Genomic DNA, 23,559 nt, shown 5'->3' on the forward strand with positions numbered 1-23,559 from the left:
TGTCTGAGGCAGGCTCACCGCTAGGGAGTCGGCTCTCCGCGCGCACCGTCAGTTTACCGGAAGGACATGGAGAGGGCCGGGGTGCCCAGTCCAGAGCATTCGGTCCTTCCTGTGCACCTGACTGTCGTCTCAGCAGACTCCCAACGCCAGGAGGCCACCATGCCCACGTTCTTTGATTCGACTGCCGATGCCGCTGAGGCGTCCGAAGCGTTGCGCGGACTCGCTCACGCGAGCCGGGGTTTCGATCAGCCCGCCGAGATGTATGGGGTGATCGGTGATCTGTCTTCGGGGATGCGCTCGCTGCGGCAGGCGCTCGACCAGATCGCTGATGTTCACGAGCGCAAGGCCGCGCACGCCTTCAACGATGCTGGCAGCCACGAGGCTGGAGTGCGTGACGCGCTCGCCACTGCGGAGGAGCTGCGTCAGGCCGCGAACCTCGTCGACCGGGCGTATGACCGGCTCGCGGAAGGGTTCATCGCCGCGGGGCGGATCGCTTGGCGTCCGGAGCCCGCCGTCGAGGAGTCCGTGCCGTCGCGGTGGGTCAGCGTGGTGTTCCTCCAGGGCGAGGAGGCTGACCGGCCGTTGCGCATCCTCGGCGAGTTGGGGCATGTCGATGCGGTGGACTTCCTCGCACAGTGGGACTACGGCGACGAGACCACGCAGGCCGCTTTGGAGAACGGGTACGTCTACGACGAGCCCGGTGAGGGAACGAACGACCAGGTGGCGCTGTCGGGCGACTATGCACTGGTCGTGAACCCGCACGTCGGCTATGTCTCGCTGCTGCGCCGCTACACAGAACCGGAGGCAGAGCCCCGGGATGCCGAACAGGTCGAGTCCGCTCGGGCGCAGGCGGGGCCGGAGCTACTGGTGTCGTACTCGTCGCCGGGTGCCCCGGAGCAGGCCGACCATCCCGCCCCGAAGCGGGATGGGTCGTGGTTCGAGCCGGCCAAGATCACGGCGGTCAAGCAGGCGCGGGGGCTGGTGCTGTGACCGAGGATCGCGCGCGGCTGCACACCGCCGTTCTGGTGGCACCGTCGAAGGAGCGGCGGAAGCTCCGCAAGCAGCGCCGCAAGGCAGAGGCCCGGCTCCACGCCGAGCAGCGAAGGACCGCGATCGCCGCTGCGAAGTCGAAGGCGGAAGAGGAGCGTGCCGAGCGCCGCGCGACGGTCTATCTACCGAAGGCCGGCGAGCCGGGTGCTGCGCGGTTGCGCACTCCGGGTCGGTTCCATCTGACGCGGCATCAGGACACGTCGGCGACGCTGGCGGGTGCGTACCCGTTCGTCGCCGAGGGCGGGCTCGGTGCCGATGGCGTGTTCGTCGGTCAAGACCTGTACTCGGGTGGGAGCTTCGTCTACGACCCGTGGGTGCTCTACGCGCGCGGCATCATCACCGCACCCAATGTGTTGCTGGCCGGGATCGTCGGCTCCGGCAAGTCCTCGCTGGCCAAGTCTCTCTACACGCGGTCGCTGCCGTTCGGGCGGCGCGTGTATGTGCCTGGCGACCCTAAGGGCGAACACACCGCCGTGGCCAATGCTGTCGGTGGACGTGCCATCGTCCTCGGGCACGGCCTCAACACTCGCCTGAATCCACTCGACGAAGGTCACCGACCGAGCGGCCTGTCGGACGTGCAGTGGGCCTCGACCGTCGCGGCCCGGCGGCGTGATCTGATCGGTGCGCTCGCGGAGACCGTGCTCGCGCGTGGGTTGTCGCCGTTGGAGCACACCGCGATCGACATTGCCCTGACGCAGACGGTGCGGGAGAACGCCGTGCCGATCCTGCCGATGGTCGTTGATCGCATCCTCGCCCCGAGCGCGGATGCCGACGGCCGGTTGGCCGAGGACGGCAGACTCGTCGGCCACGCGCTGCGCCGTCTCGTGGCCGGTGACCTGGCCGGCTTGTTCGACGGGCCTTCGACGGTCGCGTTCGATCCGTCGTTGCCGATGATCTCGCTCGACCTCTCGCGGGTCACCGAGAACTCGACGCTCATTTCGGTGTTGATGACGTGCTCGTCGGCGTGGATGGAGTCCGCGCTGCTCGACCCGAACGGTGGGCAGCGGTGGGTGATCTACGACGAGGCCTGGCGGCTCATGTCCCATCCCGCACTGTTGCGGCGGATGGATGCGCACTGGCGACTCGCACGGCACTACGGCATCGCGAACATGCTGATCTTCCACAAGCTCACAGACCTCGACAATGTGGGCGACCAAGGCTCCGCCATGCGTTCCCTGGCCAACTCGCTGCTCGCGAATGCCGAGACGCGGATCGTGTACCGGCAGGAGTCCGACCAGCTCGGGCCGACCGCAAGGGCACTCGGTCTGACTGGGACGGAGCAGCAGCTCTTGCCGAACCTCGGCGTCGGCCAGGGCCTGTGGCGGATCAAGGCCAGGAGTTTCGTCTGCCAGCACCAGCTCCACCCCGACGAACTCGCCCTGTTCGACACCAGCAGCCGCGCCGCGGGAGGTCACCGATGAACTTCACCGGCCCGCACCGACCATGCCCGAACGACGACGACACGACGGCTCCCGTCGAGCTGCCGCACGTCCTCGTGACCGTCGCCGAGGACGGCACCCTCGCCGCGATGGTCGATGGGACACCGTACGCGTCGCCGGACGCGAGCGTGTGGACGCGCGCGACGTTTGGGCCGCTCATGGATGCCATCACCAAGGACCGCACCATCGCGGTCCGGGTCGAGGTGCGCGAGAACGATGGCAGCGTCTTCACCGACATCCTCCGCACCCGCAAGCCCCGACGCGCAGTGGCCCTGACCGAGAGCCCGTTGCCGGAGACTCGTCGGAGTCGTCACGCCCGACGTGTGCCGCGTCTGGCGGAGGTCACCGCGGGCGGGTTCGTGCCTGGCGAGGATGTCGCCGTCGCGACGATTGTCTCCCAAACCGACGCTACCGGGACCGGCGAGGCCCGCGCACTCATTGACCTCGACGACCTACCTGACGGCACACACGAGGTGATTCTGTTCGGGCGTATCTCGGGCACGCTCGCGGTGCGGCGGCTGACATGAACCAGCGGCAGGCCGGGGGCATGGGCGACGAACTCACCAACGCCGCCCTGATTGGCCTGATCGGCATGTTCGGGATCGCGCTCGTCCTCCGCGCGTCTGGCAGCGTCGCCGCGTTCCTCACCGGCACACCGCAGCCTGACGCTGGCGCGGCGGGAGGGCTCGCCGTGTTGTTCAACCCCGGCGATCCGGCGACCGCGCTCGGTGCCGACGGGCTCAACCCGGTCGTGTACTGGCTCGTCAGCGCCGCGCTGCTCGGCGGACTTGCCGCCGGGATCGTCTGGGTCTGGATCGTGCTACGGCGACACACGCGGAGGACCGAGACTGACCCGCACCGACTGGCCGGGATCGCGACCGGCCATGAGGTCAAGACCGCCGCATCCGCGAAGGCACTGCTTCACCGCGCGGCCACCCTGCGGCCCTCCTTGGAGTCGCCAGCGCCGCAGGATGTCGGCTACCTGCTGGGGGCGAGTCGTGGGACGAAGGTCTGGGCATCGGTCGAGGACTCGATCCTGCTGATCGGCCCGCCCCGCTCCGGGAAGGGCCTGCATGTCGTCATCAACGCGATCCTCGATGCGCCGGGTGCTGTGGTCACGACCAGCACGAGGCCCGACAACCTCACCGCGACCCTCGGCGCTCGACGCCGCAAGGGCGGGCCGGTCGCCGTGTTCGACCCCCAACACCTCGCCGAAGGCATTCCCGCCGGGCTCCGATGGTCGCCCATTCGCGGGTGCGATGATCCGCTGACCGCGATGATCCGCGCCAACGGGCTCGCCGCCGCCACGGGACTGTCCGCTGGAGGGGTCGAGTCCGGCGGGTTCTGGGAGGGCAAGACCCGCACCGCACTCCAGAGCCTGCTGCATGCGGCTGCGCTCGACGGCCGCGCTCCGGCCGAGCTGTTCAGGTGGACCCTCGACCCCAGCGCGGCGTCGGAGGCCGTCGCGATCCTCAACTCCCACCCGAACGCGGCGATGGGCTGGGACGACTCGCTAGCCGCGATGATTGACGCCGATCCCAAGACTCGCGACAGCATCTGGCAAGGCGTCTCGCTCGCTCTCGCTGCCCTGGCCGACCCGCGCGTGCTCGATGCCGTCACCCCCGGCCCACACGAGCATTTCGACCCCGAGACCTTCCTCACCGAACAGGGCACCCTCTACCTGCTCGCCACCGGAGCCGGTGCAGGAGCCTCCGCGTCGCTGGTCGCGGCGTTCGTCGAAGACCTCATCGAAACCGCCCGGCGGCTCGCCGCCCGCTCACCCGGAGCCCGGCTCGACCCGCCCCTGTTGCTCGCACTCGACGAGATCGGGAACCTCGCCCCGCTGCCGTCCCTGCCGACGCTCATGGCCGAGGGCGGCGGCACGGGGATCACGACCATGCCGGTCTTGCAGTCCCTCGCACAGGCTCGCGACCGGTGGAGCGAGCACCAGGCCGGCGCGATCTGGGACGCCAGCATCGTCAAGATCATCCTCGGCGGCGCGTCCAACAGCCGCGACCTCCAAGACCTCTCCACGCTCATCGGCGAGCGTGACGAGTACACCGACAGCGTGACCCTCGGCGACCACGGCACCCGCTCAAATCAGCGCTCGATCCGCCGCGTCCCAATCCTGCCGCCAGACCGCATCCGCACACTGCCATTCGGCACCGGCATCACGATGCTGCGCTCCGCGCCGCCCATCGTCACCGACCTCCGCGCCTGGCCGACCCGCCCCGACGCCGCACAACTCCGCAGCGACCGCGACGAACTCGAAGCACTGCTGCGCCACCGTCCCTCGGCCTGACGGCGCTTGGGAATCGGGGTGCACCTGCCTAACAGAGCGACCCGCACGCAGTTGGTCGCCCGAGTCAGGAGGAGGCCATCATGGCCATTCACACGCAGGAATCGCTGTCAGGCTTCATCGCCTCGGAGCCGTTGCTCACCGAGACGGCCAAGGGAGACGCCCGGTTCTTCGCCCGGATCGGTAAGGAGCATTTCCGCCGCGAGGACGACGGATCGTTCACGCAGACCGAGACGACCTACCACCACCTGGTGATGTTCGGGCGTTCCGCTGAGCATGCGCACGCGAACTTCGCGCAGGGCGACAACTTCGTCGCCGAGGGCTACACGCGGCCGGTCAACTACGAGCGCAACGGTCAGGCGATCGAGGGCGAGGAGTTCGTCGCCAAGAAGATCGGCCACGACCCCGCGCGAACCCGCTACGAGGTGGACCGGACGCCGCGCAATGGAGTCGGTCGGGATGCAGCGGCGTACGACCCGACGCAGCGAGCAGCGACCGCGGCGCACACCCCAGTCAGCATGTGAGTTCGGGAGCCACGGCACCATGAACGATCAACATGAGATGGATGAGCCGGACGTCTTCGACGGGCCGCCCCGCGTCACCAACGCGGACATGCCCGAGCCGCCTCACCCCGTGAACTGGAACCTGCTGACGGCGCACGAGCTGGAGCAGGAATGGCTCGCACTGAACCGGTGGGTTGACTGGCTGCGTCGTACCTACGGCCTCACCGTCGCGGTGGTGCCGCCGTTCTGGCACCACCACCCGGAGATGGTCTGGGAGCTGTCGGCGCTGCACCTGCATTGGCTCGGTGCTTACGACCCCGAGCAGAACGCATCCGCGCCGCTCGGCTGGCACCGCGACTTCGCCGACGCACGAGAGCGCCTTCGCTACTGGGTCACCGCCTGCGGTACCCGTGGCGACCACGACCGCCCGACCCGGCAAGCTGCTTGGCCCGGTGAGGACCCTGCACCCACGATCCAGGACTTCACCTTCACCGACCGCGACACCGAGTTCGTCGAGTTCGTCATCGCGCAGGTCCGTAAGCGCCAGGAGGCCGAAGACGAGTTCTACGCCAGCCTGGCTGACGACGAGGGTCCGTAGACCGATGAGCCGCTACTCCAAGAAGACCGACCGTCGCCCGTACGAGGAGCGTTCGTTCTCCGTCCGGGCCGTCCACCGCGAACGCGCCGACCTGCACAAGCTCGCCGAGGTTCTCATCCGGCTGACGTTGCAGGAGACCGGCGAGAGCCGCGCGGCCCGCGCGGCCGCGCGGGTGCCCGACACCTACCGGGCGGCGACGGATGTCCTGGCCGCCCTGGAAGTCGCCCGGGTAGAATGAACCGTGCAAGCCTCGCGATGCGGGGTGTTGTGGCCTAAACCTCGCCGCTCGGCGGGCAACACGCACCGAGACCATCGGGTCTCGCCCTACAGCCTTCACCGGCTGCTCTCACGATCAACACCCCTCCCACGAACAGTTGGGAGCGCGAGGGTCGAACCGCGTGAGAGTGAGCCCCCGATGACCACCATTGCCGACGATCCGGCAGCCAGCCTCATCGACCCGCCCAAGACAATGGCCGCCGCCGTGTCCTACCTGCGGGTCTCGACCCGCGAGCAGGCCGAGAAGGGCGGCACCGACGAGGGCTTCTCGATCCCGGCCCAACGCGAAGCGACCCGGCGCAAGGCCGAACAGCTCGGCGCCGGCATCGTCGAGGAGTTCGTCGACGCAGGAGCCTCGGCCAAGTCGTCCGACCGGCCCGAACTGATGCGGATGATCCAGTACGTCAAGGCCAACAAGGTCGCTTACTGCATCGTTCACAAGGTCGACCGGCTCGCCCGCAACCGTGCCGACGACGTGAGCATCCACCTCGCGCTCCAACAGTGCGGCGTCATGCTCGTGTCCGCATCGGAGAACATCGACGAGACCCCCTCCGGGATGCTCCTGCACGGCATCATGTCCACCATCGCCGAGTTCTACTCCCGCAACCTCGCCACCGAGGTCACCAAGGGTATGACCCAGAAGGCCATCGGTGGCGGCACGAACGGACGCGCACCCATCGGGTACCTGAACGTGCGCAAGCGCGACGAGCTCGGCCGCGAAGTCCGCACCATCGAGCTCGATCCCGAACGAGCGCCGATGATCGAGTGGGCGTTCAAGGCCTACGCCTCGGGCAACTGGAGCGTCAGCCAGCTCCACGACGAACTCACCTCGCGCGGGCTGCGCAGCCTGCCGACGCCGAAGAGGCCGGCGAAGCCGCTGGCCGTGTCCACTATCCATCGGCTCCTGACCAACCCGTACTACAAGGGTGATGTCATCTACCGCGGCACCCGGTACAAGGGCAACCACCCGGCGCTCGTGCCAGCCGAGGTCTGGTACCAGGTCCAGTCCGTGCTCACCGCGCACCAGTGCGCCGTCGAGGCAACCCAAGTCCACGGTCACTACCTCAAAGGCACCATCCACTGCGGCCAGTGCGGTTCCCGGCTCATCGTCTCCAACGCGAAGAACCGCCACGGGAACGTGTATTGCTACTTCGTATGCTCGGGCCGGCACTCCAAGCGCACCGACTGCACGCGCCAGGCGATGCTCATCGAGGACGTCGAGAAGCTCATCGAGGACTACTACACCCGAGTCCAGATCACACCCGCCCAGCAAGACGCCCTCTCAGGCATGCTCCACCACGAGTTCGATCGGCTCATGGCCGCTGAAACCGAGGAACTGGAACGCCTCACCACCAACCGCGACCGGCTCGAAGGCGAGCAGGACCGGCTCATGCAGGCGCACTACGCAGACGCGATCCCGCTCTCCGTGCTCAAGCGCGAGCAAGACCGGATCGTCGCCGAACTCGACCAGGTGACCCGTCGCATCGACGCCCACTTCGGAGACTACGCCGACGCCCGCGCCCACCTCGACGACGCGCTCGGGTTGCTGGGCGACTGCGCCGACATCTACCGCAGGTGCGACGACACCAACCGGCGCCTGTGCAACCAGGCATTCTTCACCAAGGTCTTCATCGACGAGGACAACGAGCTGCGCGTCGAGCACAACCGGCCCTTCGAGATGCTCCTCGATCCGCAGGTCAACGCCAACGCCCTGACCTGGGCCGCAGACATGAACAAGGCCCGAACCTCGACCAACGTTTCCGTTGGCAAGGGTTCGAGCCTTGTGCGTGGGGTGGACCTGAGGGGACTCGAACCCCTGACCCCCTGCATGCCATGCAGGTGCGCTACCAGCTGCGCCACAGGCCCGCGTTTTTTGTTTTCCGCCCCGTTTGAGGCAACTCCATGAGCTTACAACACGGAACGCAGACGAGAAAAATCGGCGTCGCCGGGCGTGTCGTCGGGTGCGGTCACGGCGTCGAGGAGCCGCGCGCGGAGGGCCTGTGCACGGGCGCTCACGGCACGTTGGCGTGCCACGTACTCCGCCTTGCCCTCGGGGGTCTCGATCGCCACGGCGCGGTACCCCCAGTCCGTCAGGTCGTACGGCGAGGCCTCCATGTCGAGCGTGCGGATGTCGCGAGCCAGCTCGAACGCGTCGAGGAGCACGTCGCCGGGAACCAGGGGACCGAGCTTGACGGCCCACTTGTAGACGTCCATGCCGGCGTGGAGACAGCCGGGCTGCTCGCGCCCCACCTGATCGTCGCGGCGGAGCGCTGTGCGGTTCAGCGGAACCGCCTCGGGTGTGAAGAAGCGGAACGCGTCGAAGTGCGTGCACTTCAGCTCGTGCGCGTCGACGACCGCGTCGGTGCCGTCCCGGCCGAGCCGCAGCGGAACCGCGTGGCGCACCTCGTCGGCGCGATACGCCATGGCCCATTCGTGCAGGCCGAAGCACCCGAACTGCGGGGCCCGGTCTCGCGTGGCGCGCAGAAGGTTGACGATGCCGCGGTACATCGAGCCCTTCTCGGCGCGAAAGCCGGCCGCATCCACCCTCACGTCATCGCCCTGGGCGCGGTACCAGCGCCACGCGGAGCGCTCGGGGGCGTCACGCAGCACGATGCCCGGTCCGGGATGCCACCGGCGCAGGATCGCGGGTTTGTAGGAGTAGTACGTGAACAGGAAGTCCTCGACGGGGTGCTTCTCGCCACGGCTGGCGCGCGCGCGATGCGCGGCCGTCAGCGCCTCGGCGCGCTCCGTGTGCGCGGACGCGAGCGGCATCCATTCGTCTCGGGAGAGCACCGCGGCCGCCGCGAGCAGGTCGCTCACTCGACGCGCTCGATGAGCTCGGGGGAGTCGTTGCGCACATTCCCGACCGCCGACGACACGACGTGGTCGTCGAGGGTCTCGGCGACGTCGGGAGCCGCGTCGATCGCGGCGTCGAGGATGTCGCCGACGTTCTCGGTGGTGGGGTCGAGCCACGCCTCGGCCACGTCGGGGTCCATGAACAGGGGCATGCGGTCGTGGATGGAGCCGAGCCGGCCGATGGAGTCCCGCGTGAGGATCGTGCAGCTGAGCACCCACCGGGCGGGATCGTCATCGGCGCGAGCGGGGTCTTTCCACCACTCGTACAGCCCCGCGAAGAACAGCGGCGAGCCGTCGGCGGGGTGGATGTAGTGGGGTGTCTTTCCGGCGTCGGTGGTCTTCCACTCGTAGTACCCGGATGCCGGGATGATCGCACGGCGCTTGATCAGCGCGTTGCGGAACATCGGCTTGTCTTCGACCTCTTCGCTGCGCGCGTTGAACGCGCGCGCACCGATCTTGACGTCTTTCGCCCACCCCGGAACGAGACCCCACCGGGCCACCTCGAGGCGTCGGACGGGCGGCTCGCTCTTGAGGGAGTCGAGCACGATCGCCACCGGCGAGGTCGGGGCGATGTTGTACGAGGGGCGCGGCAGCTCGTCGGCCTCGACGTCGACGCGCAGCACCCCCACGAGCTCACTGGCGACATTGGCCACGACGAATCGACCGCACATGCCTCCACCGTACGCGGACCCTCCGACACCGGGATCCGCGAGCGGCCGCCGAACGCGGCCACGACCGACGGCACGCCGCTCCCCGCGCGCATCACGACGGTCCTCCCGGCGCGGAGGGGAACGCCGCGGCATCCGGGATCAGGCGTCGGGGGAGATGACCCCGACGCTCTCGAGGCGGTCGAGCAGCGCGGCGCCATCGGATCCTGTGACCCACGGCACCTCGGCCGCCGAGTGGTCGTCGACGACGGTGCGTCCGCCGGCGAGCACGGCCTCGGCGGGCAGCAAGCGGCGGATGGCGACGGCTTCGACGTTCTGCGGGTGCTCGATCGCGAAACCGGTGTAGATCGCGTCGTCGTGCTGTCCGTCGTCGCCGACGAGGAGCCACTTGACGTCGGGGAACTCCGCGGCGAGGCGGCGCAGGTTCTGCTCCTTGTGGTCGCGGCCGCTGCGGAACCACCGGTCGTGGGTCGGCCCCCAGTCGGTGAGCAGGAACGAGCCCGCCGGGAACAGGTGCCGGCGCATGAAGCGCGTCAGGGTGGGGGCGACGTTCCACGCACCCGTGGAGAGGTAGATGACCGGGGTTCCGGGATGCTCGCGCGTGAGCCGCTCGAGCATGACCGCCATGCCGGGGACGGGCTGGCGCGCATGCTCGTCGACGACGAAGGAGTTCCACGCCGCGAGGAGCGGTCGGGGGAGGGCGGTGACCATCACGGTGTCGTCGACGTCGCTGACGACCCCGAAGCGCACGTCGGAGCCGACGACGAAGACCCGGGTCTCGGCGGGCTCGCTGCCCTCGACCGACATCGTGATGCTCTGCCAGCCCGGCGCGAGCGACGCGGGAAGCTGAGCGTCGATGACCCCGCCGCGATCGGCCGCGACCTGATGCGTCACCCCGTCGATCACGACCGTGACGTGCGCGAAGCCCACCGGCACCGCGGCGAAGCTGCGCCATCCGCGCAGGCTCTCGAGCTCGCCGGTGGAGGTGCGCCGCTTCGGCGGGGCGATGAGGACGCGGCCGAGGACGCGCACCCATTCCTCGGTGCCGTAGCCCGGGAAGCCGGTGACGGCGGGCCGGAGACCGCGGGCCCGGGCGCGACGTTCGCGCCAGCGGTGGAAGCGACGCTCCAGTCGGGCGAACCAGAGCACTTTGGCGCGAGGATTGCGAGGCATCCGCCTCAGTCTTTCACGTCACCGTCCGCGGATTCGAGGATCTGGTCGTCATCGGCCAGGTGACGACGTTCCATCCGTTCGATGACCTTCTTGCCGACGAAGACGAGGATCAGGAAGACGACGAGGATGCCGACGAACACGTAACCGGCGTAGTGGATCTGGTCGCTGAGCTCTCGGTACGTACCCGCGGCGCCCGCCGCGACGCCGACGTACAGGCTCGCCCACACGGCGCAGGCCGGGGCCGTCCAGGCGAGGAAGCGCCGATAGCTGTAGCCGCTCATGCCGACGGTGAGGGGGACGAGCGAATGCAGCACGGGGAGGAAGCGCGAGAGGAAGATCGCCGGCCCCCCGCGGCGGCGGAGGTAACGGTCGGCCCGGTCCCAGTTGCGCTCGCCCAGCTTCCGGCCGAGTCGGGAGGCGCGGATACGCGGTCCGAAGAACCGTCCGAGCCAGAAGCCGAAGCTCTCGCCGATCAGCGCTCCCACGACGATCGCCGCGGCGAGGACCACGCCCTCGACCGGGGAGGCGACCGCGGTGCCGGCCACGATCACCATGGTGTCGCCGGGCACGATGAGACCGACGAGCACGCTCGTCTCGAGCATGACCGCGATGCCGGCGATGACCGTGCGCAACACGGGGTCGACGTTCTGGACGACGTCGAGCAGCCACGTGAGGATCTCGTTCACCTCCGTCAGCCTAGAGCCGCCGGCCACGCCTAGCCTGGGAGCGTGCCCGACTCCTCCTCCCCGTTCGCCCGGATCGGCTGGATCGACCCCGAGGCGGTCTTCGTGCACCTGTTCGCGACGGCCGCGCACGCCTTCTGGCTCGACGCCGGGACGGATGCCGAGACGGGCTGGAGCTGGATGGGCACCGGGACGCCCGTCGCCCCGGACGCCCCCCTCGCGGTCGTCGCCGCGCGCGCCGACGGCGGCGACGACGGGGCCGAGCACCCCGCCTCCGACGACGGGGCGTTCCGCGGGGGATGGGTCGGCTGGCGGACGTACGAGGGGGCCGACGCCTGGATGAGGGTCGACGCCCTCGTCGCCTTCGACCACGGCAGCCGTCGCGTCCTCGTCTTCGGCGACGCCGACCTCGCGGCGCAAGTGGCGGCGGCGCCGGCCGCTCCCGCCGTGGCCTCCGCGACGGCCCGGGGCGCGGCATCCGCCCGCGTCTCACCCGACCGGTACGCCGAGCTCATCGAGGAGTGTCGCGACCGCATCCGGGACGGTGACGCCTACCAGCTCTGTCTCACCACCCGTTTCACCCTGACAGGGAGCTTCGACGCCCTCGACGTCTTCCGACGCCTGCGCGCGACGTCGACCTCGCATCACGCCGGCTTCGTCCGCTTCGGCGAGACGGCGCTCGCGAGCGCCTCGCCCGAACGGTTCCTGCAAGTACGGAACGGGCGCGTGCACACCCATCCCATCAAGGGCACCCGGCGCCGCTCCGCCGACGCCGCCATCGATCGCGCGCTCGCGGAGGAGTTGCGCACGGATGCCAAGGAGCAGGCCGAGAACGTCATGATCGTCGACCTGATGCGCAACGACCTCTCGCGCGTCTGCGAGCCATCGAGCGTCGGCGTCGACCGCCTGCTCGAGGTGGAGACCTACCCCAACGTGCACCAGCTGGTCAGCGAGGTGTCGGGCACACTCCTGGCGGCCACGACCCTCGGCGGCCTGCTGTCGGCGACGTTTCCCGCGGGCAGCATGACCGGCGCCCCGAAGGCTTCGGCGATGCAGATCCTCGCGGCGCTCGAGGGCGAGCCCCGCGGCGTCTACTCGGGAGCGTTCGGGTGGATCGGCGACGACGGCTCGGCCGACCTCGCGATGGTCATCCGCAGCGTCGTGGTGCAAGCGGATGCCGCCTGGGTCGGCGCCGGGGGAGGCATCACGTGGCGGTCTGTCGCGGCATCCGAGGTGGCCGAGGTCGGGCTCAAGGCGCGCAGCCCCCTCGCCGCCCTCGGGGCCGAGGTCCCGCCCGGGTGGTGACGCGGACTCCGATAGCCTGGGGGTTGGTCCCCGCGGCCTCCCGACCTTCACGATTGGCTTCACCCGTGTCTCAGAATTCCGCAGCAGACCCCCGCGAGGGGGGCTTCGACACCCACGCCATCCAGGCGAAGTGGCAGCAGGCTTGGGCCGAGAAAGACCCCTTCCGCGCCGGGGGCGACGATGACACGCGTCCGCGCAAGTACGTGCTCGCGATGTTCCCGTACCCCTCGGGCGACCTGCACATGGGTCACGCCGAGAACTACCTCTACTCCGACATCGTGGCGCGCTTCTGGCGTCACCGCGGCTACAACGTGCTCAACCCCATCGGATGGGACTCGTTCGGCCTGCCGGCCGAGAACGCCGCCATCAAGCGCGGCGCCGACCCCGTCGAGTGGACGTACGCGAACATCGACCAGCAGAAGGAGAGCCTGAAGGACTACGGCGTCTCGTTCGACTGGAGCCGCGTGCTGCACACGAGCGACCCCGAGTACTACCGGTGGAACCAGTGGCTGTTCCAGAAGCTGTACGAGAAGGGCCTGGCCTACCGCAAGGACGCCCTGGTCAACTGGGACCCGGTGGATCAGACCGTGCTCGCCAACGAGCAGGTGCTGCCCGACGGCACGAGCGAGCGCAGCGGCGCCGTCGTGGTGAAGAAGAAGCTGACGCAGTGGTTCCTGCGCATCACCGACTACGCCGACCGCCTGCTCGACGACCTGAACCAGCTCGAGGGCTTCTGGCCGAGCAAGGTCCTCCAGATGCAGCGCAACTGGATCGGCCGCTCCGTCGGCGCCGACATCACCTTCGAGATCGAGGGGCGCGACGAGAAGATCACGGTCTTCTCCACCCGGCCCGACACGCTGCACGGCGCGACGTTCTTCGTCGTCGCGCCCGAGTCCGACCTCGCGGCCGAGCTGGCGGCATCCGCCGATCAGGGCGTGCAGGAGACGTTCCGCGCCTACCTCGAGCAGGTGCAGCGTGCGACCGACATCGAGCGTCAGGCGACCGACCGCCCGAAGACCGGCGTGTTCCTCGGGCACTACGCGATCAACCCCGTCAACGGCGAGAAGCTGCCGATCTGGGCCGCCGACTACGTGCTGGCCGACTATGGCCACGGCGCGGTCATGGCCGTGCCCGCGCACGACCAGCGCGACCTCGACTTCGCCCGCGCCTTCGATCTGCCCGTGAAGGTGGTCGTCGACACCCACGCCCCCGTGACCGGGGCGATTCCGGTGATCGAGCTGGATGCCGACGGCGTGCCGATCGATCCGCTCGGCGACGTCGAAGAGACCGACCCCGTGAAGACCGGGATCGCACTCACCGGCGACGGGCGCATGATCAACTCGGGGTCGCTGAACGGCCTCAGCAAGCGCAACGCGATCGCACGCATGATCGAGGAGCTCGAGGCGAAGGGCGTCGGCCGGGCAGCCAAGACGTACCGCCTGCGCGACTGGCTCATCTCGCGCCAGCGCTACTGGGGCACGCCGATCCCGATGCTGCATGGCGAGGACGGCTCGATCACGCCCGTCCCCGCCGATCAGCTGCCCGTGCGCCTGCCCTCGGTCGAGGGCCTCGACCTCAAGCCCAAGGGAACGTCGCCCTTGGGTGCTGCGACCGAGTGGGTGCAGGTCACCGACCCCGAGACCGGGCAGACGCTGCTGCGCGACCCCGACACGATGGACACCTTCGTCGACAGCTCGTGGTACTACCTGCGGTTCCTTTCGCCGAACAACGAGACCGAGGCGTTCCCGACGCGCGAGGCGTCGAAGTGGGGCCCGGTCGACTTCTACATCGGCGGTGTCGAGCACGCGATCCTGCACCTGCTGTACGCGCGCTTCATCACGAAGGCGCTCTTCGACATGGGCCTGGTGGAGTTCACCGAGCCGTTCTCGAGCCTCATCAACCAGGGCATGGTCATCCTCGACGGCGCGAAGATGTCGAAGAGCAAGGGCAACGTCGTGCTGTTCCAGGAGGAGCTGAACGCCCACGGCGCCGACGCCCTCCGCGTCGCCCTGGCCTTCGCGGGCCCGGTGGAGGACGACAAGGACTGGAACGACGTCTCGACCACGGGAGCGGCGAAGTTCCTCGCCCGCGCCCTGCGCATCGCGCACGACGTCGACAGCGAGACCGACGTCGTCTGGGCCGAGGGCGACGCGTCGCTGCGCCGCGTGACCCACCGCCTGCTGGCCGAGGCGCCCAACCTCATCGAGCAGACGAAGTTCAACGTCGTCGTCGCCCGCCTCATGGAGCTGGTCAACGCCACCCGCAAGGCGATCGACGGCTCGGCGGGGGCGAGCGACCCCGCCGTGCGCGAGGCGGCCGAGGTCATCGCGATGACCCTCGACCTGTTCGCCCCGCACACCGCCGAGGAGATGTGGCAGACGCTCGGCTACGAGGGCTTCGTCGGTCTCGTCACCTGGCGTCAGGCCGACCCGACACTGCTCGTCGAAGACAGCGTCACCGCCGTCGTGCAGATCGACGGCAAGGTGCGCGGAACGCTGCAGGTCTCGGCCAAGATCGGCGCCGACGAGCTGGAGAAGCTCGCCCGCGCCGACGAGAAGGTGCGCCGCGCTCTCGGCGACCGCGAGATCGTGCGCGCGGTCGTGCGCCCGCCGAAGGTGGTCAGCTTCTCGACGAAGTGATCGTCGATCCCGGATGCCACGTCCTCGCGCTCCACGGAACGGTGCGGGCGTGGCATCCGGCGTCTCAGGGTCGCGGGGCGCCGGCGTGACGGTAGGCGTCTCCGGTGCGCGAGCGGGTGAGCAGTCCCGCGTCGACGAGATACCGCCGCATCGACGCGACGTCGTCGACGATCGCCGAGAGCCGCTCGTTGATCGTGGCTTCGTCGACGCTCTCGTCGACGGTGATCACGCGGTGGGCGATGCGGGCCAGCACGGCGGCGCCGTCGGCCTGACGCGCCGGATAGACGCGCAGACGGCCCGCGGAGAAGAACCGGTCGACGCCCGACGGACGCTCGGGCACGGGGGCGGCGGCGAGGGCGCGCGCGAAGACCTCGGGGACGGGGCGCAGGCGGTCGCCGTCCCGCTCCGCGAGGCCCGCGGTCACGAGGGAGCGCTCGACGCGGCGCGCCGCTCCCGGTGACATCGCCCGGAACTCCTCCGTCGCGTCGTCGCCGAGCACCAGCCGCGCGTAGACGCGCCGGCAGCGGTCGTCGGACAGGGTGGCGACGAGGGCGCGCCAGGCGTTCGCATCCATCGCTCCAGGCTAGGCGGGGCTCCTCCCCAACGGAGCGGTCGACACCCTCGTCCACGGATCCGCCGCGAGCGCCCGCGGGCGGGTGGCGGTCGTCCCTACCGTGAGCGCATGGCCGCCCGCTCCGCTCCGTCCCCGGATGCGGAGCGCTCTGCCGGCGCGCGACGCCGGCTCGGGGTGGGCGCGGTCATCGTGCTCGTGCTCGGCGCGTTCGCCCTCACGATCCTCATCGGGATGTTCCGCGGCGCGACCGGGGTCGAGACCGTGGCGACCGAGGCCTCGCCATCAGCATCCGCCTCGCCGGGCGCGGCCATGCCGGCGGCGACCGGCGTGTACGTGCACGTCGCCGGCGCGGTGCGCCACGCCGGGCTCTACCGGCTCGAGGTGGGCGGACGGGTCGCCGACGCGCTCGCCCTGGCCGGCGGCTTCGCCGACGACGCCGACCGCGACGCCGTCAACCTCGCCCGCCCCGTCGCCGACGGGGAGCAGATCGTCGTACCGGTGGTGGGGGCCGCGGCCGACGCCTCCGCCGCCGCGGCTGGAGGAGCGGGTGGGGCCGGCGCCAGTGGCTTCACCGGAGGATTGATCGACCTGAACACGGCGACGAAGGAGCAGCTCGACACCCTGCCGCGCGTGGGGCCGGCGATGGCCGACCGCATCATCGCGTGGCGCACCGAGAACGGGCGGTTCACCAGCGTCGACGACCTGCTCTCGGTTCCCGGCATCGGCGACAAGATGCTCGCGGCCCTGCGCGATCTGGTGCGGGTATGAGCGACCGGATGCTGTTGCGGCGACGCACCTGGAGATCCATCACGGTCGCGGGCGTGGCCTGGGTCGCGGCCGCAGGAGCGACGGCCACACCCGAACCCGGGGTGATCGCGGTCGCGGCGGCGATCGGCGCACTGGCCGCGGTCGCGCTCAGTCTTCGCGTGCGGCACCCGGCGGTCATCGTGGCGGCCGTGGCCCTCGCCTGTGCGGCCGCCGCGGCCGGGACCGTCTGGAGTCTCGCACCGGCGCAGCGGGCGATCGCCGGCCTCGAGGTCGACGGCGGGCGTCACCTCCGCGTCGTCGCGACCGTGACGGGGCATCTGAACGCGACCCCCGGGGGCACGACCTGGTTCGACGCGACGGTGTCGTCGGTGCAGGCCGGGGCGACGACGGTGCGCGGGACCATCCCCGCGCGCATCGGGCTCGACGCCGACGGAGCGCGCGAGGCGTCGACGATCGGGCCCGGAAGCGGGATCACCGTGTCGGGAACGGCGCTGCCGCACGTCGACACCGACCGCGCCGTCCTCACGCTGCGTGGGAGCGAGATCGAAAGCGCCTCCGCACCCGAGGGCCTCTGGGCCGTCTCCGAGGAGGTGCGCGACGCTCTGGTGGCCTCGACCCGGGGGCTGCCCCCTCCCGGGGCGGGGCTGATCCCGGGGCTCGCCGTCGGCGACACCTCCGGTCTCGACCCGGGCACCGAGGCGGCCATGAACGCCGCCTCGCTGTCGCACCTGACAGCGGTGTCGGGTGCCAACTGCGCGCTCGTCGTCGGAGCGGCGTTCGGCCTCCTCGCGCTGTGCGGGGCGCCCCGCGGGCTGCGGGTGGGTGGCGCCCTCGTCGTCCTGGCGGCCTTCGTCGTGCTCGTCACACCCGAGCCCAGCGTCGTGCGCGCCGCCGCGATGAGCGCGATCGCCCTCGTCGCGATGGGGCTCGGTCGTCCGGCCATCGGTGTCGCCGTCCTCGCGGCGGCCACGACCGTGCTGTTGATCAGCGACCCGTGGCTGTGCCGGTCCCTCGGTTTCGCCCTGTCGGCCGCCGCGACCGCCGCCCTCCTCGTGCTCGCTCCACCCCTCGCGTCCGGCCTGTCGCGATGGATGCCGCCTCCCGTCGCCCTCGCCCTGGCGGTGCCGACCTCGGCGCAGATCGCCTGCGGTCCGCTGATCGTGCTGATCGATCCGCACGTGCCCCTGCTGGGCGTTGCGGCCAACATGCTCGCCGACCCCGCCGCGGCACCCGCGACGATCCTGGGTGCTCTGGCGTGCGTCGCGCCCGTGCCGTGGCTGCGCGACGGCCTCACCGCTCTGGCCTGGATCCCCGCCGCGTGGATCGCCGCCGTGGCGCACACGACGGCCGCGATCCCCGCGCAGAACCTGCCGTGGCCGGACGGCCCGGCCGGTGCGGCGCTGCTCGCGCTCGTGGGTGTCGCGATCACGATCGCGATCACCCGCCCCCGGAGGATCCCGCGTCTGACCGCTCTGGCGACGGCCATGGTCGCCGTGCTCGTGGGAGTGACTGGCGCGACGAGCGCGGTCCGCACGGTGGCGGGTCCGCTCACCGTCCCCGCGCGCTGGCAGATCGCGATGTGCGACGTCGGGCAGGGCGACGCGACGCTGTGGAGATCCGGCTCAGCCGTCGCCCTGGTCGACACCGGACCGGATCCCGCTCCGCTCGACGAGTGTCTGCGCACGCTGGGCGTCTCGCACCTCGACCTCGTCGTGCTGACCCACTTCGACAAAGACCACGTCGGGGGGACGGCGGCGGTCATCGGGCGGGCCACGGTCGTCGTCCACGGTCCGCCCGCCGAGGCCGCCGACCAGCGTCTGCTGGATCGGCTCGAGCGTGACGGGGCCTCCGTCCAGCTCGCGACGATGGGAATGAGCGGCAGCGTCGGTGCGACGCGGTGGCAGGCGCTCGGCCCGCTCCCCGGCGCCGAGCCGGGCAACGACGCGAGCGTCGCGATCGACGTCTCGGGCGACGGGTTCCCCCGGACGATCATGCTCGGAGACCTGGGCGCCGAACCGCAGGCGGCCCTCCTCCGACGTGTCGACCCGCCGCGCGTCGAGGTCGTCAAGGTCTCGCACCACGGGAGCGCCGACCAGGATCCCGCGCTATACCACCGCCTGCACGCCGCCCTCGGCCTGATCGGCGTGGGTGCGCACAACACCTACGGTCATCCGACCGAGAGGCTGCTCGGCATCCTCCGGGAAACCGCGACGAAGGCCGCACGGACCGACACCGGCGGACTCCTCGCCGTCTGGCGCGAAGATGACGGGCGACTCGCCCTGTGGCAGCAGCGGGGAGGGTGAGCGGTGCATTGGAGTGCACTGTGGGGACCGTCGAGACGCAGCGTACGGATTCCAGCACGAACGGTGGCCGATATGGTGTTCACATCGCGGATCGAATTGGGAGCACGGCGCCAGCGTGAAAGCGAGACGAAGGATTGTCCTCGCGGGGCTCGGCCTGGTCGCTGTGGTGCTTGCGGCGAGCGGTTGCATCGCCTCGCCAGATCGCAACGATCTGCGCCAGCAGGCAGAGGTTCCCGGAGTGTGGCTCGAGACCAATCCCGATATCCCGCGGAACTGGCTGACGCCAGAATCGGCGAAGTCCGGCTTCGAGCTGCGTCCTGACGGGACGGCCATGATGTGGAACATGCGGACAGGTACGGCTGATCTGGAGTCAGCGGTCCCCTGTTTCAAGAGCGATGATTCAGAATTCACCGGAACCGGGTCGTGGGAAGTGGTGGCAGACGGTGTTCTGCACTTGCGCTCGGCCGCCGATACGCTGCTGGTCGCCGACGAAGGCTTCATCGATTCGTTGGACTGGGTGAATCTCACGCTGGCAGAGTGCGAGGCATCGTCACCACTGACGTTTGCCGGTGAGACGAGAGAGGACTGATCCTCAGCTCGGGAAAAGCGGCCCGTGACGCGGCGCTCGCCGGGTTTCGCCCTCTGGGTGGGGCGATGCCGCCGGGGTCTTCTCACGATCAGATATCTCGACGTGCGGGCGCCGGTGGCTCCCTCGCTCGAATACAGCAGAGGCGGCCGTCGCTTCGACGAACAAGACCATGCTGCGATCGATGATCTTGCCGCGTACCGCAGCGGGTGAGAGGTTGGGTACGCTGCCCAGCGAGTCAGGTCGGTTCGCCGAGAGAATCCAGGTCTCAACCTGAGCCGAGGAGAACAGATGGTGAGCTCGAAGCTGCCGCGAATCACCGTGCTCCTAGCCGTGGGGCTGGCGCTCGCGGGATGCGCGGAGGGCAGTATCGCGTACGGGACGGAACCGGCCGACTTGCCTGGCACGTGGCGCGCAGACTTGGGCTCCGCTTCGCCGGTTGTGCTCACACTGAATGCCGATGGCTCACTCGATGGGGCTGACTGGCCGGAGCAACTGAGCTGCACGGATGACGTCGAGTCGAGGGAGCAGCTTGGTCTTTCCCGTCGCGTCGATGTTGCGGGGCATTGGACGAGTGACATCGAAGGTTCAGATGCGTACGTTCGCTTCTCTTTGGACCCATCGCCGTGCAGCAGGGGGAGTTTCACGGGCGTCATCTGGCGTGATCACGGTGGTCTGCAATTCTGCGTGCTCATACCGCGGAGCCTCGACCCCGACTCCGCAACTTTCGACACCACACTCATCTTCCGGCGAGATGGCCAGCAGGAGTCATCGATGCGCGGTTGCGGATTCTGACTATCGGACGCTTCGGGATGACGCTCCGGGGCGTGCACGTGCCGACGCGCACTCGGAAGCATGTCGAGAACCCGCTCGACATCCATGCCGACCTCGTGGACGAACTCGTCGAACCTGCGGATGTAGAGGGAACGTCGCTACCCGTGCCTCGGACTCCGCCCCGACCGCGGTGTCCGAGGCGATCGGTAGGCTGGGGGAGTGACCCCGGCCCCCCGACGCGCAGCCCCTGCCAAGGCCAAATCGGCCATCCCGCAGGTGTCGTGGCGCGCCCCGCAGCCGGCTCCGGTCGTGCTCGTGTCGGGTCCCGAAGAGGTCTGCGCCGAGCGGGCGATCGCCGGCATCCGTTCGATGCTGAAGAGCGAGGACCCCAGCCTCGAGGTCACCGACATCCGCGCCGACGACTACGCCGCGGGAACCCTCCTCGCCGTGACCTCGCCCTCGCTGTTCGGCGAGCCGCGGCTGGTCCGGGTCAGCGGGGTCGAGAAGTGCAGCGACACCTTCCTCACCGAAGCGGTGTCGTACCTGTCGCAGACGCAGGAGGGCGCCACGGTCGTCCTGCGTCACACCGGAGCGAGCGTCCGCGGGAAGAAGCTGCTCGACGGCATCCGCGCGGGTACCGGCGGCGGCATCGAGATCGCGTGCCCGGCCGTCAAGCGCGACTCCGATCGCTTCGACTTCGCGGTCGGGGAGTTCAAGGCCGCGAACAAGCGCATCGCGCCGGTCGCCCTGCGCTCGCTCGTCTCGGCCTTCGCCGACGACCTCACCGAGCTCGCCGCAGCCTGCCAGCAGCTCATCGCCGACGTCCCCGGCGACATCGACGAACGCATCGTCGAGCGCTACTACGGGGGGCGCGTCGAGACCTCCGCGTTCACCGTCGCCGACACCGCCATCGCCGGGCAGTACGGGCCGGCGCTCCTCGCCCTGCGTCACGCCCTGGCATCCGGAGCCGACCCCGTGCCGCTGGTCGCCGCCGTCGCGATGAAGCTGCGCACGATGGCGCGGGTGGCCGGAACCCGCGAGTCGTCGTCGGCCACCGCCCAGCGTCTCGGCATGAAGGACTGGCAGGTCGACCGCGCCCGCCGCGACCTCGTCGGCTGGACCGGCAACACCCTCGGCATGGCGATCCACGCCACGGCCCGCGCCGACGCCGAGGTCAAGGGCGCCTCGCGCGACCCGGTCTTCGCGCTCGAGCGCATGATCACGATCATCGCCACGCGCGCTCCCTACGGGGACTGAGGAACGCCTCCCGCCCCGACGCGCGCTCCCGGCGGGAGAATGCCCGCTCACGCCGCGACCGCTCCGTCGCGGCACGGCGTCCTGACCCCTGCCCCGCCATCCGCGGGCCCCGGGGCAGGGGTCAGCGGGCATGCCGGCTGGTCTCAGCCCGACAGACCCACGCGGCATGCAAGCGTCTCGAACAGCTGCCGCCGCCAGGGGAGCGACGACCAGCCGTGGTCGGCTCCGTCGACCAGGGTGAACGACCCGCCCGGCATCGTCCGCGCGTAGCGGGAGCCGTAGTCCGCGGGCACGACCTCGTCGGCGGAACCGTGCAGCACGTCGACCGGCCCGGGATAGGCGGCCACCGGACCGTACACGTCGAGTCCGTCTCGCACGTCGTCGACGATCGCGGGCCCCACCGCCATCCCGCCGAGGTCGACGTACCCTCGCGCGCGCATCGCCGCGAGCGGTTCGCCCATCACCCGGTCGTGCACCGTCATGTCGTCGACGATCACGCCGGCCGGCGACCACAGGGTCACCGAGGCGACCCGCTCCGGATCCCGTGCCGCGGCGAGAGCCGACTCGACGGCGCCGAGGCTGTGGCCGACGACGTGCACGCGTCCCTCGCCCGCCACCTCGCGGATCATCGCCCGCACCTGCTCGACCTCGTCGCGCACCGTGATGTCGAAGAAGTCCCCGTCGCTCACCCCCTGTCCGAGACGGTCGAACGACCACGCCGCCGCTCCCCGGTCGACCAGGTACCGCGCCGCCTGCACGAAGAGCTGGCGCGATCCGGCCGAGGTGCTGCTGAACCCGTGCACGAACAGCACGCGCGCGGAGGCGGATGCCGCGGTCCCGGCGTCCCATCGCCAGCCGCGCAGCGTCCGGTCGCGGTGCGTCAGCTCCACCGCGGTCACGACGGGCTCCCGCTGCGCGCGGACCGCCGCGAGGTCGGGGGAGAGGGGCTCGGGGGTGTGCGTCATCCCTCGATTTTCGTCGCGCGGTGGTCCTTCCGCCACGCTCGGCCGCGCATGCGTCCGTGCGGGTAGAGTGCGCGGGCCGGCCGACCGTTCCCCTCACCCTCCGGACCGTGTCGGGTGATCGGTGCCGGCGAGACCCCGCCCCGCCTCGACGGTCGGGGACGCGAGCGGAGACGGGCCCGGATCACACCCCGACCAGATGCCGCGCCAGGAATGTCGCCGCCCTCAGCGTGAGCCTCGGCTCTGCCCGGCGCAGATCGCGCACCACCACGATCTCGTCGTGCTCGGGCGACGACACCGCCCGCGCCCAGCGCAGCGCGGTCTCGGGAGGCTGGCCCGCGGCCGGCATCTCCCCGCCGAACAGTTCCACGAGCCGGGCCCGGGGGTCCTCCCCGTCACCGAAGATCTTCGCCGCGCGTTCGCTCTGCATGTCGCACCTCCGGCTCTCCACGCTACGGAGACCCGGATGCCGCGGCATCCTCCGCGAGGATGAGATCCGTTCGCTGCGGGATCCCTCCGGAAACGACGAAGCCCGCCCCGCGGATGCGGGACGGGCTGTCGAAACGGCCGCGGCTCAGAGAGCGTTGACCTGCTTCGCGATGGCCGACTTGCGGTTCGCGGCCTGGTTCTGGTGGATGACACCCTTGCTCACGGCCTTGTCGAGCTTCTTGCCGGCGAGGACGAGCGCCTTCTCGGCGGCTTCCTTGTCACCGGCCAGGACGGCCTCGCGGGTGCGACGCACGTGCGTCTTCAGCTCGCTCTTGACGGCCTTGTTGCGCTCGCGCGCCTTCTCGTTGGTCTTGTTGCGCTTGATCTGCGACTTGATGTTCGCCACGTCGACGGTCT

General features: G+C 70.1%; 22 protein-coding genes, 1 tRNA gene and 1 pseudogene. 14 read left to right on the forward strand and 10 right to left on the reverse strand.

The features are described 5' to 3' along the window. Nucleotides 1-159 precede the first annotated feature (159 nt). The 8 genes and pseudogenes from AB1K56_RS07490 to AB1K56_RS07525 all read left to right on the forward strand — a co-directional run. Entirely contained in the window at nt 160-990 is an 831-nt protein-coding gene (locus AB1K56_RS07490; protein ID WP_371205150.1) for a hypothetical protein, read from the forward strand. Next, nucleotides 987-2,471 carry an ATP-binding protein gene (locus tag AB1K56_RS07495; RefSeq protein ID WP_371205151.1) on the forward strand — a complete coding sequence of 495 codons (1,485 nt, stop codon included), beginning with the start codon at nt 987-989 and terminating at the stop codon, nt 2,469-2,471. Before AB1K56_RS07490 ends, AB1K56_RS07495 begins: the two co-directional genes overlap by 4 nt. After that, nucleotides 2,468-3,016 (forward strand): hypothetical protein, encoded by a 549-nt coding sequence (locus AB1K56_RS07500; protein WP_371205152.1) that lies wholly within the window; start codon nt 2,468-2,470, stop codon nt 3,014-3,016. The genes AB1K56_RS07495 and AB1K56_RS07500 overlap by 4 nt, the downstream gene beginning before the upstream one ends. Beyond that, on the forward strand, nt 3,013-4,791 hold the full coding sequence (locus AB1K56_RS07505) for a type IV secretory system conjugative DNA transfer family protein (protein ID WP_371205153.1): 1,779 nt from the start codon (nt 3,013-3,015) through the stop codon (nt 4,789-4,791). Before AB1K56_RS07500 ends, AB1K56_RS07505 begins: the two co-directional genes overlap by 4 nt. An 80-nt stretch (nt 4,792-4,871) precedes the next feature. Beyond that, a complete protein-coding gene (locus tag AB1K56_RS07510; RefSeq protein WP_371205154.1) occupies nt 4,872-5,312 on the forward strand; it encodes a single-stranded DNA-binding protein in 441 nt (146 codons plus the stop codon). Nucleotides 5,313-5,331: 19 nt separating this feature from the next. After that, the gene (locus AB1K56_RS07515) at nt 5,332-5,889 is read left to right on the forward strand and encodes a hypothetical protein (protein ID WP_371205155.1); all 558 of its coding nucleotides are present in this window, start codon (nt 5,332-5,334) and stop codon (nt 5,887-5,889) included. 4 nt (nt 5,890-5,893) lie between these two features. Then, a complete protein-coding gene (locus AB1K56_RS07520) occupies nt 5,894-6,127 on the forward strand; it encodes a hypothetical protein (protein WP_371205156.1) in 234 nt (77 codons plus the stop codon). Nucleotides 6,128-6,358: 231 nt separating this feature from the next. Then, nucleotides 6,359-7,393 (forward strand): annotated as a pseudogene (locus tag AB1K56_RS07525) (recombinase family protein); the annotation flags it as partial. Nucleotides 7,394-7,447: 54 nt separating this feature from the next. Here AB1K56_RS07525 and AB1K56_RS07530 read toward each other — a convergent pair. The 6 genes from AB1K56_RS07530 to AB1K56_RS07555 form a co-directional block, all read right to left on the reverse strand. Then, nucleotides 7,448-7,828: a hypothetical protein gene (locus AB1K56_RS07530; RefSeq protein WP_371205157.1), complete on the reverse strand. Its 381-nt coding sequence runs from the start codon at nt 7,826-7,828 to the stop codon at nt 7,448-7,450. A gap of 130 nt (nt 7,829-7,958) precedes the next feature. Continuing rightward, nucleotides 7,959-8,031 (reverse strand) — tRNA-Ala (locus tag AB1K56_RS07535). A gap of 42 nt (nt 8,032-8,073) precedes the next feature. Further along, nucleotides 8,074-8,937 (reverse strand): 3-methyladenine DNA glycosylase, encoded by an 864-nt coding sequence (locus AB1K56_RS07540; RefSeq protein ID WP_371205433.1) that lies wholly within the window; start codon nt 8,935-8,937, stop codon nt 8,074-8,076. Nucleotides 8,938-8,981: 44 nt separating this feature from the next. Beyond that, nucleotides 8,982-9,692, reverse strand: a complete 711-nt coding sequence (locus tag AB1K56_RS07545; RefSeq protein WP_136585540.1) for an SOS response-associated peptidase — start codon at nt 9,690-9,692, stop codon at nt 8,982-8,984. 138 nt (nt 9,693-9,830) lie between these two features. Next, nucleotides 9,831-10,862: an App1 family protein gene (locus AB1K56_RS07550; protein WP_371205158.1), complete on the reverse strand. Its 1,032-nt coding sequence runs from the start codon at nt 10,860-10,862 to the stop codon at nt 9,831-9,833. Nucleotides 10,863-10,867: 5 nt separating this feature from the next. Further along, on the reverse strand, nt 10,868-11,548 hold the full coding sequence (locus AB1K56_RS07555; protein ID WP_371205159.1) for a DedA family protein: 681 nt from the start codon (nt 11,546-11,548) through the stop codon (nt 10,868-10,870). A 42-nt stretch (nt 11,549-11,590) separates the two neighbouring features. On the opposite strand from AB1K56_RS07555, the gene AB1K56_RS07560 reads away from it, so the two are divergent. Continuing rightward, a complete protein-coding gene (locus AB1K56_RS07560; RefSeq protein ID WP_371205160.1) occupies nt 11,591-12,850 on the forward strand; it encodes an anthranilate synthase component I family protein in 1,260 nt (419 codons plus the stop codon). A gap of 65 nt (nt 12,851-12,915) precedes the next feature. Further along, nucleotides 12,916-15,489 (forward strand): leucine--tRNA ligase, encoded by a 2,574-nt coding sequence (leuS, locus tag AB1K56_RS07565; protein ID WP_371205161.1) that lies wholly within the window; start codon nt 12,916-12,918, stop codon nt 15,487-15,489. 64 nt (nt 15,490-15,553) lie between these two features. Here leuS and AB1K56_RS07570 read toward each other — a convergent pair whose 3' ends face one another. Beyond that, nucleotides 15,554-16,063: a DUF2087 domain-containing protein gene (locus AB1K56_RS07570; protein WP_371205162.1), complete on the reverse strand. Its 510-nt coding sequence runs from the start codon at nt 16,061-16,063 to the stop codon at nt 15,554-15,556. Nucleotides 16,064-16,171: 108 nt separating this feature from the next. On the opposite strand from AB1K56_RS07570, the gene AB1K56_RS07575 reads away from it, so the two are divergent. The 4 genes from AB1K56_RS07575 (at nt 16,172) to holA (ending at nt 21,751) form a co-directional block, all read left to right on the forward strand. Next, the gene (locus AB1K56_RS07575; protein ID WP_371205163.1) at nt 16,172-16,831 is read left to right on the forward strand and encodes a helix-hairpin-helix domain-containing protein; all 660 of its coding nucleotides are present in this window, start codon (nt 16,172-16,174) and stop codon (nt 16,829-16,831) included. Beyond that, nucleotides 16,828-19,134, forward strand: a complete 2,307-nt coding sequence (locus AB1K56_RS07580; RefSeq protein ID WP_371205164.1) for a ComEC/Rec2 family competence protein — start codon at nt 16,828-16,830, stop codon at nt 19,132-19,134. The genes AB1K56_RS07575 and AB1K56_RS07580 overlap by 4 nt, the downstream gene beginning before the upstream one ends. A gap of 115 nt (nt 19,135-19,249) precedes the next feature. Then, entirely contained in the window at nt 19,250-19,723 is a 474-nt protein-coding gene (locus tag AB1K56_RS07585) for a hypothetical protein (RefSeq protein WP_371205165.1), read from the forward strand. A 990-nt stretch (nt 19,724-20,713) separates the two neighbouring features. After that, a complete protein-coding gene (gene holA / locus AB1K56_RS07590; RefSeq protein ID WP_371205166.1) occupies nt 20,714-21,751 on the forward strand; it encodes a DNA polymerase III subunit delta in 1,038 nt (345 codons plus the stop codon). Nucleotides 21,752-21,894: 143 nt separating this feature from the next. On the opposite strand, the gene AB1K56_RS07595 is transcribed toward holA, so the two are convergent. From AB1K56_RS07595 to rpsT, 3 genes are all read right to left on the reverse strand, one after another. Continuing rightward, nucleotides 21,895-22,716 (reverse strand): alpha/beta hydrolase, encoded by an 822-nt coding sequence (locus tag AB1K56_RS07595; protein ID WP_371205167.1) that lies wholly within the window; start codon nt 22,714-22,716, stop codon nt 21,895-21,897. Between the two features lie 181 nt (nt 22,717-22,897). Then, entirely contained in the window at nt 22,898-23,143 is a 246-nt protein-coding gene (locus tag AB1K56_RS07600) for a hypothetical protein (protein WP_264630876.1), read from the reverse strand. Between the two features lie 144 nt (nt 23,144-23,287). Beyond that, a complete protein-coding gene (gene rpsT, locus AB1K56_RS07605) occupies nt 23,288-23,548 on the reverse strand; it encodes a 30S ribosomal protein S20 (RefSeq protein WP_136585549.1) in 261 nt (86 codons plus the stop codon). Between the last annotated feature and the right edge of the window lie 11 nt (nt 23,549-23,559).

The organism is Microbacterium sp. BWR-S6Y (genome assembly GCF_041379845.1).
Taxonomy (GTDB): Bacteria; Actinomycetota; Actinomycetes; order Actinomycetales; family Microbacteriaceae; genus Microbacterium; species Microbacterium hydrothermale.